This is a genomic window from Thioprofundum lithotrophicum, from assembly GCF_055387065.1.
On sequence record NZ_AP042379.1, the window covers coordinates 1,781,889 to 1,796,071 of the forward strand.

14 protein-coding genes, 1 other RNA gene and 1 riboswitch are annotated in these 14,183 nt (G+C 68.0%); of the genes, 12 read left to right on the plus strand and 3 right to left on the minus strand.

Annotated elements, in window-relative coordinates; all coding sequences use genetic code 11:
• Nucleotides 1-4 precede the first annotated feature (4 nt).
• From ssrS to ACZ5BH_RS08395, 3 genes are all read right to left on the minus strand, one after another.
• Nucleotides 5-185: non-coding RNA, 6S RNA (ssrS, locus tag ACZ5BH_RS08385), on the minus strand.
• 58 nt (nucleotides 186-243) lie between these two features.
• Nucleotides 244-570 carry a cell division protein ZapA gene (locus tag ACZ5BH_RS08390; protein WP_464888806.1) on the minus strand — a complete coding sequence of 109 codons (327 nt, stop codon included), beginning with the start codon at nucleotides 568-570 and terminating at the stop codon, nucleotides 244-246.
• Nucleotides 563-769, minus strand: coding sequence for a TIGR02449 family protein (locus ACZ5BH_RS08395; RefSeq protein ID WP_464888807.1), 207 nt, complete (start codon nucleotides 767-769; stop codon nucleotides 563-565). Before ACZ5BH_RS08395 ends, ACZ5BH_RS08390 begins: the two co-directional genes overlap by 8 nt.
• 204 nt (nucleotides 770-973) lie before the next feature.
• On the opposite strand from ACZ5BH_RS08395, the gene ACZ5BH_RS08400 reads away from it, so the two are divergent.
• The 12 genes from ACZ5BH_RS08400 (at nucleotide 974) to ACZ5BH_RS08455 (ending at nucleotide 14,182) form a co-directional block, all read left to right on the plus strand.
• A complete protein-coding gene (locus tag ACZ5BH_RS08400) occupies nucleotides 974-1,540 on the plus strand; it encodes a UPF0149 family protein (RefSeq protein WP_464888808.1) in 567 nt (188 codons plus the stop codon).
• Between the two features lie 214 nt (nucleotides 1,541-1,754).
• Nucleotides 1,755-3,062 carry a Xaa-Pro aminopeptidase gene (gene pepP / locus ACZ5BH_RS08405; protein ID WP_464888809.1) on the plus strand — a complete coding sequence of 436 codons (1,308 nt, stop codon included), beginning with the start codon at nucleotides 1,755-1,757 and terminating at the stop codon, nucleotides 3,060-3,062.
• Nucleotides 3,059-4,303 (plus strand): 2-octaprenyl-6-methoxyphenyl hydroxylase, encoded by a 1,245-nt coding sequence (ubiH, locus tag ACZ5BH_RS08410; protein ID WP_464888810.1) that lies wholly within the window; start codon nucleotides 3,059-3,061, stop codon nucleotides 4,301-4,303. The genes pepP and ubiH overlap by 4 nt, the downstream gene beginning before the upstream one ends.
• Complete coding sequence (locus ACZ5BH_RS08415) at nucleotides 4,300-5,475, plus strand: UbiH/UbiF/VisC/COQ6 family ubiquinone biosynthesis hydroxylase (RefSeq protein ID WP_464888811.1); 1,176 nt, start codon at nucleotides 4,300-4,302, stop codon at nucleotides 5,473-5,475. The genes ubiH and ACZ5BH_RS08415 overlap by 4 nt, the downstream gene beginning before the upstream one ends.
• A gap of 180 nt (nucleotides 5,476-5,655) precedes the next feature.
• Nucleotides 5,656-6,897: a cation:proton antiporter gene (locus tag ACZ5BH_RS08420; RefSeq protein ID WP_464888812.1), complete on the plus strand. Its 1,242-nt coding sequence runs from the start codon at nucleotides 5,656-5,658 to the stop codon at nucleotides 6,895-6,897.
• A gap of 304 nt (nucleotides 6,898-7,201) precedes the next feature.
• Nucleotides 7,202-7,291: riboswitch (glycine riboswitch) on the plus strand.
• A 141-nt stretch (nucleotides 7,292-7,432) separates the two neighbouring features.
• Complete coding sequence (lipA, locus tag ACZ5BH_RS08425; protein ID WP_464888813.1) at nucleotides 7,433-8,368, plus strand: lipoyl synthase; 936 nt, start codon at nucleotides 7,433-7,435, stop codon at nucleotides 8,366-8,368.
• The gene (gene gcvT, locus ACZ5BH_RS08430; RefSeq protein ID WP_464888814.1) at nucleotides 8,365-9,444 is read left to right on the plus strand and encodes a glycine cleavage system aminomethyltransferase GcvT; all 1,080 of its coding nucleotides are present in this window, start codon (nucleotides 8,365-8,367) and stop codon (nucleotides 9,442-9,444) included. The genes lipA and gcvT overlap by 4 nt, the downstream gene beginning before the upstream one ends.
• A 39-nt stretch (nucleotides 9,445-9,483) precedes the next feature.
• Nucleotides 9,484-9,879 (plus strand): glycine cleavage system protein GcvH, encoded by a 396-nt coding sequence (gene gcvH / locus ACZ5BH_RS08435; RefSeq protein WP_464888815.1) that lies wholly within the window; start codon nucleotides 9,484-9,486, stop codon nucleotides 9,877-9,879.
• A gap of 101 nt (nucleotides 9,880-9,980) precedes the next feature.
• Complete coding sequence (gene gcvPA, locus ACZ5BH_RS08440; protein WP_464888816.1) at nucleotides 9,981-11,354, plus strand: aminomethyl-transferring glycine dehydrogenase subunit GcvPA; 1,374 nt, start codon at nucleotides 9,981-9,983, stop codon at nucleotides 11,352-11,354.
• Between the two features lie 77 nt (nucleotides 11,355-11,431).
• Nucleotides 11,432-11,932 carry a thiol peroxidase gene (tpx, locus tag ACZ5BH_RS08445; RefSeq protein ID WP_464888817.1) on the plus strand — a complete coding sequence of 167 codons (501 nt, stop codon included), beginning with the start codon at nucleotides 11,432-11,434 and terminating at the stop codon, nucleotides 11,930-11,932.
• Nucleotides 11,933-12,104: 172 nt separating this feature from the next.
• Complete coding sequence (gcvPB, locus tag ACZ5BH_RS08450) at nucleotides 12,105-13,565, plus strand: aminomethyl-transferring glycine dehydrogenase subunit GcvPB (RefSeq protein WP_464888818.1); 1,461 nt, start codon at nucleotides 12,105-12,107, stop codon at nucleotides 13,563-13,565.
• A 245-nt stretch (nucleotides 13,566-13,810) separates the two neighbouring features.
• Entirely contained in the window at nucleotides 13,811-14,182 is a 372-nt protein-coding gene (locus ACZ5BH_RS08455) for a diacylglycerol kinase (protein WP_464888819.1), read from the plus strand.
• Nucleotide 14,183 lies beyond the last annotated feature (1 nt).

Sequence of the window (14,183 nt, forward strand, 5' to 3'; positions counted from 1 at the left end):
GGTGGGCCTCCCCGCAGGTACCGTCGCGATCTTCGTCTTGAACCAGAGGTTCAAGTGGGAGCGTCAACCGGCACGTCAGGCTTTCCGGACCAGCGGACGTGCACACGGTGCCGGGAATCGGCTCCCGGGGATTCAGATTACGGCTCAAGAATATCCCGATCGACTAACGCATACCGCAGGGTTGCCCATAAACAGTGGCGAGGCGCGATGTTGGCGTTTCCTCGTGCTCATCGCTGGCCGGGTTCATATTTCCAGTTGCCGGGAGCGGTACAGGGCTTCCTCGATGCGGTTTTGCAGGTTGCGGATCCGCTGGCCGATGGCCGGGTCGAGTTTGCCGTTGCCCTCGTCTTTCTGGTCTGACAGCAGTTCGTGGGCGATGTTCAGTGCGGCCATGACCGCAATCCGTTCGGTGCCGATGATCTTGCCGCCGTCGCGGATCTCGCGCATCTTGCGATCCAGATAGTCGGCGGAGCGCATGAGATCGTGTTTTTCGTCCTCGGGGCAGGCGATCAGGTATTCCTTGTCGAGGATGGTGATGGTGACGGCCTGGCTGTCCCGGGAATCACTCATTTTCCAATGCCTTCAGTCGCTGGATCATGGCTTCGACCCGCGTGCGGGCCTGTTCGGTCTTCTCGATGAGCTGGTTGCGCTCGGCCAGCAGGCTGTTGTGATTGTCGCGCAGGGACTTGTTCTCCTGCTGCAGGCGCTCGACCGCGTCGATCAGTTCATCGACCCGGGTTTCGAGTTTCTTGAGATCCAGTTCATCCATCCGGGCGTTCGCGTCCTCGTCGCTGCCTTTCAAGTCTATGATTATAATTGAAAATCTTTCCGAACCGGCGGCGTTGGCAAAGCCCGCCGCCAGCGCGGGTGGCCGGTTCTTCAATATAGAGTGCGCAGCACAGGGGGTCAACGGTTGGCGTGGCCGGGGCGCCTTGCCGTATCCTGTGGCGCCCCTGTATACCGGAAACCGATCATGACAGCCTCCCTGCCCGACTACGATGCCCTCGGCGATCTGCTGCGGGGCGTGAATCCCGATCTGGACGCCGCCGAGCTGCACGGCCAGTTGTGCGGCATGCTTTGCGTACAGCCCCGGTTGCCCGAGGCGGACGCCTGGCGGCGGATTCTGGGCCGCGACCCGGAGGGCCCGGCCCGGGAGCGTCTGCACGAGGTCTGGATGGCGACCCGGACCATGTTCGAGGGCGGGCAGTTCGACTTCCAGCCGCTGCTGCCGAGCGACGAGGCCCGCCTGGAGAGCCGGGTGGAAGCGCTGGCCCACTGGGCGCAGGGTTTCCTGCTGGGCCTGGACCGGCTGGGCCTGACCGAGCGCAGCAAGCTGCCCGGCGAACTGCCGGGCATCGCCGAGGACCTGGGCAGGATCGCCGCCGCCGAGAGTTACGCCCTCGACGACGAGGAAGCGGACGAAAACGCCTTCATGGAACTGGTGGAATACCTGCGGGTGGCGGTGCAACTGTTTCGCGAGGAACTGCAGGCGAATCGGGAGACGAAGGGCGGGGACAACGCGACCCCGACGGTGCATTGACGGTGGCGGGGAATAATGATTTGTTGCCGTTTGGTCTGGCATACATCGCAAAATTGTTTCGATATCACTGGCACGGTCAGGCAGGGATGTAGGCCGGCTCAAGCGCAGCGGAGCCGGCGAAATCCGCATCATCCCGGGATGCCGGCTCCGCTGCGCTTGAGCCTGCCTACGGGCTTTCCCCGTCACCCGCTACCGTTTCTGGCATAATGAACTGATGACCCAGAAGGAATTCCAGCGCCGGCGCCGTCATCTGATGGATCTGATGGGCGAGCAGTCGGTGGCCATCCTGCCCGCGGCGCCGGTGCGCTATCGCAACCGCGACGTGGAGTATCCCTACCGCCAGGATTCCGATTTCTACTATCTCACCGGCTTTCCCGAGCCCGAGGCGGTGATGGTGCTGGTGCCGGGGCGGGCCCATGGCGAGTACATCCTGTTCTGCCGCGAGAAGGACGAGAAGATGGAGATCTGGCACGGCAAGCGGGCCGGCCAGGAAGGGGCGGTGGCGGAGTACGGCGCCGACGATTCCTTTCCCATCGACGACATCGACGACATCCTGCCCGGCCTGCTGGAGGACAAGACCCGGGTGTTTCACACCATGGGCGCCCATCCCGATTTCGACAGCCGTGTGATCGGCTGGGTGAACCGCCTGCGCAAGCTGGCCCGCGCGGGCGTGCACACCCCCGGCGAATTCATCTCGCTGGATCATCACCTGCACGAGATGCGCCTGTTCAAGAGCGCCGCCGAACTCAAGGCCATGCGCAAGGCGGCGGACATCTCCATCGCCGCCCACATCCGCGCCATGCAGGTTTGCCGCCCGGGGATGAAGGAATACCAGATCGCCGCCGAGCTGAACTACGTGTTCCAGCGCGAAGGGGCGGCAGGGCCGGCCTACGAGTCCATCGTCGGCGGCGGCGCCAATGCCTGCGTGCTGCACTATGTGACCAACCGCGACACCCTGCGCAAGGGCGATCTGCTGCTCATCGACGCCGGCGCCGAATACGACTATTACGCCGCCGACATCTCCCGCACCTTTCCGGTCAGCGGCAAGTTCAGCCGCGCCCAGCGCAGCCTCTACGATCTGGTGCTCGAGGCCCAGCAGGCGGCCATCGAGGCGGTCAGGCCCGGCAATCACTGGAACGATCCCCACGATGCGGCGGTGCGGGTGCTCACCGAGGGCATGGTGAAGCTGGGCCTGCTCAAGGGCGCGGTGAAGACGCTCATCGAGAAGGAGAAGTACCGCCGCTTCTACATGCACCGCACCGGCCACTGGCTGGGCATGGACGTGCACGACGTGGGTGACTACAAGGTGGATGACGAATGGCGGGTGCTGGAGCCGGGCATGGTCCTGACCATCGAGCCGGGCCTGTACGTGACCGGCGGCGATGCCGGGGTGCCGAAGAAGTTCTGGAACACCGGGATCCGCATCGAGGACGACGTGCTGGTGACGAAGGACGGCTGCGAGGTGCTCACCGCAGGCGCGCCCAAGGCCCCGGCCGACATCGAAGCGGTGATGGCGGGATGAGCGCGCCGGCCGACTACGATCTGATCATCGCCGGCGGCGGCATGGTGGGCGCCAGCCTGGCCTGCGCCCTGCGCGATGCGCCCCTGAAACTGGCGGTGGTGGAGGCCACGCCCTTCTCGGCTCCGGAACACGCCGGTTTCGATGCCCGCACCCTGGCCCTGGGCCACGGTTCGCGGCGGATCCTCGACACCCTGGGCCTGTGGGGCGCCATCGAGGCGGCGGGGGTGACGCCCATCCACCGCATCCACGTCTCCGATCGCGGCCACCTCGGCTCCAGCCATCTGGATCGGCGGGACGAGGGCCTCGACGCCCTCGGCTACGTGACCGAGATCCGCACCCCCGGCGGCGTGCTCCACGCCGCGCTGCAGGCCCAGGCCAACGTGGACTTTCTCTGCCCCGCCCGGGTGGCCGACGTGCGTCTCGAACCGCTGCGCGCCCACCTGCGCCTCGACACCGACGGCGGCGAGCGCGAGATCACCGGCCGCCTGCTGGTGGCCGCCGACGGCGGCAACTCGCCCATCCGCCAGCGCCTCGGCATCGGCAGCTTCCGCCTGGGCTACGGCCAGCACGCGATCATCGCCAACGTGGCCGTGGATCGCCCCCATGCCAACGTGGCCTACGAACGCTTCACCGCCGAAGGCCCCATGGCCCTGTTGCCGGCCCGCGACCCGGACGGCGGTGATCGGATGTTCGCCCTGGTGTGGACCGTGCCCGACGCCCGGCGCGAGGAAATCCTGGCCCTCGACGAGGCCGCCTTCCTCGCCCGCCTGCAGGCGCGCTTCGGCGAACGGGCCGGGCGTTTTCTGCACACGGGCCGGCGCCACGCCTATCCGCTGGGCTGGATGCAGAGCCGCGAGCACGTGCGCCCGCGCTTGGCGGTGATCGGCAACGCCGCCCACACCCTGCATCCGGTGGCCGGCCAGGGCTTCAACCTGGGCCTGCGCGACGTGGCCACCCTGGCCCAGGTGGTGGTGGACGGGGTGCGCGCCGGACGCGACCCCGGCGAGATCGGCCTGTTGCGCGACTACGCCCGCTGGCGGCGGCGCGACCAGCTCACCACGGCCCTGTTCACCGATGCCCTGGTGCGGGTCTTCTCCAACGATCTGCCGCCGCTGGCCCTGGCCCGCAACATCGGCCTCACCGTGCTCGACACGGTGCCGCCCCTCAAGCGCCTGCTGGCGCGCCAGGCCATGGGCTTCGGCGGCAAGCTGCCGCGCCTGGCCCGGGGGCTGCCGCTGTGAAGGGCTTCGACATCATCGTGGTGGGCGCCGGCATGGTCGGCGCGGCCCAGGCCCTGGCCCTGGCCCGGCAGGGCTGGCAGGTGGCGCTGGTGGACGCCCGCGCCCCGCAGCTCGCATGGCCCGCGGAAGGCTACGACATCCGCGTCTCGGCCCTCACCCGCGCCTCGCAGAACCTGTTCGAGGAACTGGGCGCCTGGCAGGCCATGTGCGCCGAGCGCGTCAGCCCCTACCGGGAGATGGTGGTCTGGGACGCGGGCGGCACGGGCCGGGTGCATTTCGACAGTGCCGACGTGGGCGAGCCCGACATGGGGCACATCGTCGAGAACCGGGTGATCGTCAAGGGCCTGCACTCGCAGGTGGCCCGGCAGCCCAACATCACGCCCTTCTGGCCCGCGCGGCCGCGGCAACTGCGCCGCGAGGACGACGGCGCGGCGCTGATCCTCGACGACGGCACCGAACTCACCGGCCGCCTGATCATCGGCACCGACGGCGGCCGCTCCTGGGTGCGCCAGGCCGCCGGCATCCCGGTCACCGGCTGGGACTACGATCAGACCGCCGTGGTCACCGTGGTCCGGCCCCGCGAGCATCACCGCGAGACCGCCTGGCAGCGCTTCCTGCCCACCGGTCCCCTGGCCTTCCTGCCGCTCACCGAAGGCCATTGCTCCATCGTCTGGTCCACCTCGCCCGAGCAGGCCGAACGGCTGCTGGCGATGGAGGAGGAACGTTTCGCCCGCGAGCTGGAGGCGGCCTTCGAAGCCACCCTCGGGCCCATCGAGGCCGTCGGCCCCCGCGCCGCCTTCCCGCTGCGCTTCTTCGAGACCCGCCGCTACGCCGACACCCGCCTGGCCCTGGCCGGCGACGCCGCCCACACCATCCATCCCCTGGCCGGCCAGGGCGTGAACCTGGGCCTGGCCGACGTGCGCAGCCTCGCCCGCCTGCTCGGCGAGGCCCGCCGCCGGCGCCGCGACCCCGGCGGCGAAACCCTGCTGCGCCGCTACCAGCGCGAACGGCGCAGCGAGAACCGTCCCATGCTCCTGGCCATGGACGGTTTCAAGGAACTGTTCAGCAACGATCAGCCCCTGCTCGCCTGGTTGCGCAACACCGGCCTCACCGTCACCGACCGCCTCGGCCCGGTGAAGAACCTGATCGTGCGCCGGGCATTGGGAGGATAGGGACGGCAACGAACGCGGACGAAGGGAGCTGTAGGCGCGGCGCAAGCCGCGACCTGCAGTGGCTGGGGCGGGTCGCTGGTAGCGGGTAACAGCATGTGATTTTCCCAGCCACCCGCTACCGCCGTATCGCGGCTTGCGCCGCTCCTACGGGACTTTGCCACCTTGCTCTGACCGTCAGCCATGGACATCTTCGACACCGCCGCCGTCCTCATCACCCTGGCTGCCCTGTTCAGCTACGTGAATTACCGTTTCCTGCGCATTCCCACCACCATCGGGATCATGATCATCTCGCTGGTGCTGTCGCTGGGGCTGCTGCTGTTGCATGCCCTGGGCTGGACGGAACTGGAGCAGCAGGCGGAGCGGCTGATCGGCGGCATCGACTTCCACGAGACGCTGATGGAAGGCATGCTCAGCTTCCTGCTCTTCGCCGGGGCCCTGCACGTCAATCTCGACGATCTGCGCCAGCAGAAGTGGGTGGTGCTGAGCCTGGCCACCGGGGGCGTGGTGCTCTCCACGTTTCTGGTGGGCGGTCTGGCCTGGCTGATCTTCAACGGCCTCGGGATCGAGATGCCCTGGCTCTACTGTCTGCTGTTCGGCGCGCTCATCTCGCCCACCGATCCCATCGCGGTGATGGGGATCCTCAAGACCGCCGGCGCGGCGAAGAGCCTGGAGATCAAGATCGCCGGCGAATCGCTGTTCAACGATGGCATCGGCGTGGTGGTGTTCCTGGTGATCCTCGGCCTCATCCAGGGCAGCAGCGAGCCGACCGTGCAGGGGATCGGCCTGTTGCTGCTGCAGGAGGCCGGCGGCGGCATCGCCTTCGGCCTGCTCATCGGCCTGGCGGCCTTCTTCCTGCTGCGCAGCATCGACAACTACCAGGTGGAAGTGCTGCTGACCCTGGCGCTGGTGATGGGCGGCTATGCCGCGGCCAGCGCCATGCACGTCTCCGGCCCCATCGCCATGGTGGTGGCGGGGCTGGTGATCGGCAACCACGGCCGGGTGCTGGCCATGTCTGACACCACCCGCGAGCACCTGGACGACTTCTGGGAGCTGATGGACGAGATCCTCAATGCCGTGCTGTTCGTGCTCATCGGCCTCGAAATCCTGCTGCTGAGCTTCCGCGGCGAATACCTGCTGGCCGTGTTCGCCGTCATTCCGGCGGTGCTCCTGGCCCGTTACGTCAGCGTCGGCCTGCCGGTGCTGCTCATGCGCCGCTTCCGCCGCTTCAGCCCCCGGGTGGTGGAGATCCTCACCTGGGGCGGCCTGCGCGGCGGCATCTCCGTGGCCCTGGCCCTCTCGGTGCCCCCGTCCCCCGAGCGCGACGCCATCCTCACCGTGACCTACGCGGTGGTGGTGTTCTCCATCATCGTCCAGGGCCTGACCATCGGCAATCTGGTGCGGGCGTCGCGGGAGATGCGCTGAGTCGCCGTTCCGAATTCGCGACGATTCGTTTGTCGTGTGTATGGCGTGCCGGACGCAGGCCGTAGGGCGGCTCAAGCGAAGCGGAGCCGCCATGTCGGGATGACATGATTTTTGCCGGCTCCGCTGCGCTTGAGCCGGCCTACTGCACTCCTCACACAGTGTCACGAAACGTCTCCCCGACCTCAGGGCGTGCCGGACGCAGACCGCAGGGATGCGCTCGCGCCGCAACGCACCGGCATGGCCGTGTCAACCCCCGCCGAGGCTTGTTTTTCCCGCCGGTGCCGGTATCCTTGGCGGCTCGACCACAGGCCCCGTGGGAGAGCGCCGTCCGCCGGACGGCCGCCGAAGGCGCAACCGCCCGGAATCGCTCAGGCAAAAGGACCGCGGGGAGCATGTCGACTCTGGAGAGAGACCGGCCGCCGGCCGGTCCGCCGAAGGGGCCAAGCTCTCAGGTGACCGGACAGAGGGGCGACGCCAGCGCACGCAGGTCCGCTGGCGTCGCCCCTTTTTCGTTGCCGAACCGCGCGAGGCGCCCATGAACAAGGTGATTCCGGTCTTCGACCATTCCCGCGAGCCCAACGTGAGCCGCATGCCGGCCTGGATCCGCCAGCCGCTGGCCGACAGCCCGGTGTATGCAGATACGGCCCGCACCGTGCACGGCCAGCGCCTGCACACGGTCTGCGAGGAGGCCCGCTGCCCCAACCGGGGCGAGTGCTGGAGTGCCGGCACCGCCACCTTCATGCTGCTGGGCGACACCTGCACCCGGGCCTGCGGCTTCTGCGCGGTGAAGACCGGGCGGCCCGGCGCGGTGGACACGGACGAGCCGCAGCGGGTGGCCGAGGCGGTCGCGCGCATGGGGCTCGACTACGTGGTCCTCACCTCGGTGAACCGCGACGATCTGCCCGACGGCGGCGCCGGAATCTTCGCCGAGACCGTGGCCGCCCTGCGCCGGCGGCGGCCCGGCATCGGCATCGAACTGCTCACCCCCGACTTCCACCGCCGCCAGCTCGAGGCGGTGGCCATCATCCACGAGCGGCTGCAGCAGGTGCCCGCGCCGGGGCGCGAGGTGCAAATGGTCTGGGGCCACAACGTGGAGACCGTGCCCGAGCTGTACCGCACCGTGCGCAAGGGGTCCGACTACGCCCGGTCCCTCGATCTGCTGGCCCAGGTCGCCGCGCTGCCGGGCGTGGAGGCCAAGTCGGCGCTGATGCTGGGGCTGGGCGAGCGCCGCGAGGCGGTGCTGGCGGTGCTGGCCGATCTGCGCGCCGCCGGCGTGCAGCGGCTGGCCCTGGGCCAGTACCTGCGCCCGAGCCGCCATCACCTGCCGGTGCGCCGCTACCTGGCCCCGGCCGAGTTCGAGGGCCTGGCCGCGGCCGCCCGCGAAATGGGCTTCACCTGGGTGAAGGCCGGCCCGATGGTGCGCTCCTCCTATCATGCCGAAGAATCCCAACCGCGAGGCGATGCGCGATGAAACACACTCCCCTGCACGACGAACACGTGGCCCTGGGCGCCAAGATGGTGGATTTCGGCGGCTGGGACATGCCGCTGGCCTACGGCTCCCAGATCGAGGAGCATCACCAGGTGCGCCGCGACGCCGGCATGTTCGACGTCTCCCACATGACGGTGGTGGACATCCGCGGCCCCGGGGCGCGGGACTGGCTGCGCCGCCTGCTGGCCAACGACGTGGCCAAGCTGGCCCGGCCCGGCAAGGCCCTCTATTCCTGCATGCTCGATGAGGAAGGCGGCGTGATCGACGATCTCATCGTCTACTGGCTGGGGGACGATCGCTACCGCATGGTGATCAACGCCGCCACCACCGACAAGGATCTGGCCTGGATGCGCCGCCAGGCGGAGGGCGTCGACGTGGATTTGCAGGTGCGCGACGATCTGGCCCTGATTGCCGTGCAGGGCCCCCGGGCCCGGGAGAAGGTCCACCAGGTGCTCGGCGACGCCGCCGAGGCGGCCGCCGCCCTCGAGCCCTTCTACCTGGCCGAGCTGGACGGCATGGCCGTGGCCCGCACCGGCTACACCGGCGAGGACGGCTACGAAATCATGCTGCCGGCGGCCGAGGCCGTGGAGTTCTGGCGCAGGCTGCTGGCGGCGGGCGTGGCGCCCTGCGGCCTCGGCGCCCGCGACACCCTGCGCCTCGAGGCCGGCATGAACCTCTATGGCGCCGACATGGACGAGTCGGTCACGCCCCTGGAATCGGGGCTGGCCTGGACCGTGGCCTTCGCGCCCGCCGAGCGGGATTTCATCGGCCGCGCGGCGCTCGAGCGGCAGAAGGCGGAAGGCGTGAAACGCAAACTGGTGGGCCTGGTGCTGGAAGATCGCGGCGTTCTGCGCAATCATCAGATCGTGCGGGTCGCCGGCGAGCCGGCCGGGGAGATCACCTCCGGCTCCTTCTCGCCCACCCTCGGGCGGGCCATCGCCCTGGCCCGGGTGCCCGCCGAGACCGGCGAGACGGTCGAGGTGGAAGTGCGCGGCAAGCCCCTCAAGGCGAAGGTGGTGAAGCCGCCCTTCGTGCGCCACGGCAAGGCATTGATCTGAAAACCGAGAACAACGAACACGAATCACGAGGACCAGGACATGAGCAACATTCCCCAGGAACTGCGCTACACCGAATCCCACGAGTGGATCCGGTTGGAAGAGGACGGCACCCTGACCGTGGGCATCACCGATCACGCCCAGCACCTTCTGGGCGACATCGTCTTCGTGGAGCTGCCGGAAGAGGGCGAGGAATGTGCCGCCGGTGACGACGTGGCGGTGGTGGAGTCGGTCAAGGCCGCCTCCGACGTCTATGCCCCGGTCACCGGCGAGATCGCCGCCATCAACACCAAGCTGAGCGACACCCCGGAGCTGATCAACCAGGACCCTTACGGCGAAGGCTGGATCTTCCGCGTCAAGCCCATGGATCCGGAAGACTACGACGCCCTGATGGACGCCGACGCCTATCAGGAACTGATCAGCGAGGAAGGCGATTAAGCTTCGTATCGCGGCTTGCGCCGCTCCTACAGGCTTGATCGTGGGAGCGGCGCAAGCCGCGATACGGTGGTTGCGCCACATGTGAAAAACCGAGGTCTTTCATGCCCTTCATCCCCCATACCGAAGACGAAGTCCGCCAGATGCTCGAGGCCATCGGGGTCGGCTCCATCGAGGATCTGTTCGACGAAATCCCGGCCGGCCTGCGCGCCGGCGGGCTCGAGGGCGTGCCGGCGGGGCTGAACGAGATGGACGTCGGCCGCCTGATGCGCGCGCGCGCGGCGGCCGACGAGCGCAGCCTGTGTTTCGCCGGCGGCGGCGCCTACGAGCACCACATTCCCGCCGCCGTGTGGGAGATCGCCACCCGCGGCGAGTATTACTCGGCCTACACGCCCTACCAGGCCGAGGCCAGCCAGGGCACCCTGCAACTGCTCTACGAATACCAGACCATGATGGCCCGCCTCACCGGCATGGAAGTTTCCAACGCCTCCCTCTACGACGGCGCCACGGCGCTGGCCGAGTCGGTGCTGATGGCGGTGCGCGCCAACCGCAAGTCGAAGGGCAAGCGCATCCTGGTGCCGCGCAGCGTGCATCCGGCCTATCGCCGGGTGGTGCACAGCCTCGTGCACCAGCAGGGCATCGTGCTCGAGGAGCTGCCTTACGCCCCCGAACACGGCATTGTGGATGCCGCCGCCCTGCCGGCCGAGCCCGGCGACGTGACCGCGGTGGTGATCCCCCTGCCCAACTACTTCGGCGCCCTGGAAGAGGTGGACGCCCTCACCGACTGGGCCCACGCCCACGGCGCGCTGGTGATCGCCGTGGTCAATCCCACTGCCCTGGCCATCCTGCGGCCGCCGGGCGAGTGGGGCGAGACGGGCGCCGACATCGTCTGCGGCGACGGTCAGCCGCTGGGCGTGCCGCTCTCCTCGGGTGGGCCGTATTTCGGTTTCCTCTGCTGCCGCGAGAAGTTCGTGCGCCAGATGCCGGGGCGGCTGATCGGCCGCACCACCGATCTCGACGGCAAGACCGGCTACACCCTGACCCTGCAGGCCCGGGAACAGCACATCCGCCGCTCCAAGGCCACCTCCAACATCTGCACCAACCAGGGCCTGCTGGTCACCGCGGCCACCCTCTACCTGGCCCTGATGGGCCCCGAGGGCCTGCGCCGGGTGGCGGCCTCAAGCCACGCCAACACCCGCCGCCTGATCGCCGCCCTGGACGGGATCGACGGCGTGCACAAGCAGTTCGACGCGCCCTTCTTCCACGAAGCCGTGTTCCGCCTCGACCGTCCCGTGGCCGAGATCCGCGACGCCCTGGCCGCCGAAGGCATCGTCGCCGGCGTGCCCCTGGAGGCCGACTACCCGGAGCTGGGCAACAGCCTGCTGCTGTGCGCCACCGAAACCAAGACCGCGGCCGACATCGCCCTGTTCGCCGACCACCTGCGCCGCCTCGCTACACCGAACAGAATGACGGCCTGAAAGCGGATTGACCATCGAGTGGAGAAAGGGGTTCTTCGCCACTCGTCCCTCGCCACTGAACAAAAGGAGATAACGCCATGGCCACCATCACCCTGCAAGGCAACGAAATCCACACCAACGGCGAACTGCCGGCCGTGGGCAGCACCGCCCCCGAGTTCAGGCTCACCAACACCGATCTGGCCGACGTGAGCCTGGCCGATTTCGCCGGCAAGAAGAAACTGCTCAACATCGTGCCGAGCCTCGACACCCCCACCTGCGCCGTCTCCACCCGCAAGTTCAACGAAGCCGCGGCCCAGCGCAGCGACACGGTGTTCCTGATCGTCTCGGCCGATCTGCCCTTCGCCCAGAACCGCTTCGTCATTGCCGAAAGCCTCGACCACGTGGTGCCCCTGTCCATGATGCGCGACAGGAACTTCGCCAAGGACTACGGCGTGCTCATCCAGGACGGCCCCCTGGCCGGCATCACCGCCCGCGCCGTGGTGGTGCTGGACGAGAACGACAAGGTGATTTACACCCAGCTCGTCCCCGAAATCGCCGACGAACCCGACTACGAAGCCGCCCTCAAGGCGCTCGGCTGAGTAGCGGGTGCGGTGGAAGGAACACGGAGGGCACGGAGACACGGAGGTCACGGAGATGTGTGAGTGCTTGTGATTTTCCAACGGCTGCCGAAACTCGGGGAGTTCATAGCAGCATACGCCGTGTTCTCCGTGTCCTCCGTGTTATTTGCAGTAACTCCCAGGTAAAAAGATCATGCTGATTTTTGAACACGCCCGTCCCGAGCGCGTCAACGCGGCGCAGCTTCCCGCGCAGGACGACGATTTGCACGACATTCCCGAATCCCTGCGCCGCAAGGCGAAGCCCGGCCTGCCCGAGGTGTCGGAGCTGCAGGCGGTGCGGCATTACACGCGCCTGTCGCAGCAGAACTTTTCCATCGACACCCATTTCTACCCGCTGGGTTCCTGCACCATGAAGTACAACCCGCGGGGCTGCAACGATCTGGCCATGCTGCCGGGATTCCTCAATCGGCATCCGGCCAGTCCGCCGCGCCTGAGCCAGGGCTTTCTGGCCTGCATGTACGAGTTGCAGGAGATCCTGCGCGAGGTGACGGGCATGGCGGCGGTGTCGCTGGCGCCGATGGCCGGGGCCCAGGGCGAGTTCGCCGGCGTGGCCATGATCCGCGCCTATCATGCAGCCCGGGGCGACGATGCGCGCACCGAAATCCTGGTGCCGGACGCGGCCCACGGCACCAATCCGGCCACCGCCGTGATGTGCAACTACAAGGTGAAGGAGATTCCCACCGACGATCAGGGCGACGTGGATCTGGCGGCCCTGCGCGCCGCCGTGGGGCCGCAGACCGCCGGGATCATGCTCACCAATCCCTCCACTCTCGGCGTGTTCGAGCGCAACATCGAACAAATCGCCCGCATCGTGCATGACGCCGGCGGCCTGCTCTACTACGACGGCGCCAACCTCAACGCCATCCTCGGCAAGGTGCGCCCCGGCGACATGGGCTTCGACGTCATTCACATGAACCTGCACAAGACCTTCTCCACGCCCCACGGCGGCGGCGGGCCGGGGGCCGGGCCGGTGGGCGTGAGCGAGCGGCTCGCGCCCTTCCTGCCGGTGCCCCAGGTGGCCGAGGAAGACGGCGAATACCGCCTGCTCACGGAACAGGACCGGCCGCAGAGCATCGGCCCCCTGTCCACCTTCATGGGCAATGCCGGGATCCTGCTGCGGGCCTACGTCTATGCCCGCCTGCTGGGCCGCGAGGGCATGCAGCGGGTGGCCGATTTCGCCACCCTCAACGCCAACTACCTGGAGAAGAAACTGGTGGAGGCCGGCTTCGAGGCGGCCTATCCCGCGCGGCGCGCCACCCACGAGTTCATCATCACCCTGCGCCGCGAGGCGAAAGCGTGGGGCACCACCGCCATGGACTTCGCCAAGCGCATGCTCGACTACGGCGTGCATGCCCCCACCACCTACTTCCCGCTCCTGGTGCCCGAATGCCTGCTCATCGAGCCCACCGAGACCGAGGACAAGGCCACCCTGGATCGCTTCGTGGAGATCATGGCCACCCTGCGCGAGGAAGCGCAGCGCGAGCCCGACAAGCTCAAGGGCGCGCCCTGGACCCTGCCGGTGCGCCGCCTCGACGACGTGAAGGCGGCCCGGGAGCTGGATCTGGTGTGGTCGGACGACGGCGAATCGGGGTAAGCTAACGCATCCAACCCGGACAGCCTGTTCCCGCTCGCCGTCGTGTCTCGCCGATTGTCGGCGCTGTCGTAGGTCGGCCTTCAGGCCGACAGGTTACAACGAAGCTGGCGGTGTTGTGTCGGGCTGAAGCCCGACCTACACGTGTCGCCGGAAAATGAGAGGGATCGGCCAGGCGTTTCCCGTTCCGGCGAAAAAGCCCAGGGACGCTTTTTCAACAGCCTGTTGGTTACCAAGGACAAAAGAACATGGGCAAACCCGGCGCTACCGGCCTGACCCGCATCCTCAACGCCACCGGCTACTCGCTCAAGGGACTGCAGGCTGCCCTGCGCCACGAATCGGCCTTCCGCCAGGAACTGGCCCTGTGCCTGGTGCTGCTGCCGGCCGCCGCCTGGCTCGGCCGCACCCCGGTGGAATGGGCGCTGCTCACTGGCAGCCTGCTGCTGGTGCTGATCGTCGAGCTGCTCAACTCGGCCGTGGAAGCCGTGGTGGATCGCTTCGGCGACGAACTGCACGAACTGTCCGGCCGCGCCAAGGACATGGGCTCGGCGGCGGTGTTCGTGAGTTTGCTCAATGTGCTGGTGATCTGGGGCCTGATTGCGTGGCAGCGGTTTGCGTAGG

What these genes read in the sequence shown, in the direction of transcription:
- ACZ5BH_RS08390 (WP_464888806.1), bottom strand. Translation starts at nt 570, where the DNA reads ATGAGTGATTCCCGGGACAGCCAGGCCGTCACCATCACCATCCTCGAC.
- ACZ5BH_RS08395 (WP_464888807.1), bottom strand. Translation starts at nt 769, where the DNA reads ATGGATGAACTGGATCTCAAGAAACTCGAAACCCGGGTCGATGAACTG.
- ACZ5BH_RS08400 (WP_464888808.1), top strand. Translation starts at nt 974, where the DNA reads ATGACAGCCTCCCTGCCCGACTACGATGCCCTCGGCGATCTGCTGCGG.
- pepP (WP_464888809.1), top strand. Translation starts at nt 1,755, where the DNA reads ATGACCCAGAAGGAATTCCAGCGCCGGCGCCGTCATCTGATGGATCTG.
- ubiH (WP_464888810.1), top strand. Translation starts at nt 3,059, where the DNA reads ATGAGCGCGCCGGCCGACTACGATCTGATCATCGCCGGCGGCGGCATG.
- ACZ5BH_RS08420 (WP_464888812.1), top strand. Translation starts at nt 5,656, where the DNA reads ATGGACATCTTCGACACCGCCGCCGTCCTCATCACCCTGGCTGCCCTG.
- lipA (WP_464888813.1), top strand. Translation starts at nt 7,433, where the DNA reads ATGAACAAGGTGATTCCGGTCTTCGACCATTCCCGCGAGCCCAACGTG.
- gcvT (WP_464888814.1), top strand. Translation starts at nt 8,365, where the DNA reads ATGAAACACACTCCCCTGCACGACGAACACGTGGCCCTGGGCGCCAAG.
- gcvH (WP_464888815.1), top strand. Translation starts at nt 9,484, where the DNA reads ATGAGCAACATTCCCCAGGAACTGCGCTACACCGAATCCCACGAGTGG.
- gcvPA (WP_464888816.1), top strand. Translation starts at nt 9,981, where the DNA reads ATGCCCTTCATCCCCCATACCGAAGACGAAGTCCGCCAGATGCTCGAG.
- tpx (WP_464888817.1), top strand. Translation starts at nt 11,432, where the DNA reads ATGGCCACCATCACCCTGCAAGGCAACGAAATCCACACCAACGGCGAA.
- gcvPB (WP_464888818.1), top strand. Translation starts at nt 12,105, where the DNA reads ATGCTGATTTTTGAACACGCCCGTCCCGAGCGCGTCAACGCGGCGCAG.
- ACZ5BH_RS08455 (WP_464888819.1), top strand. Translation starts at nt 13,811, where the DNA reads ATGGGCAAACCCGGCGCTACCGGCCTGACCCGCATCCTCAACGCCACC.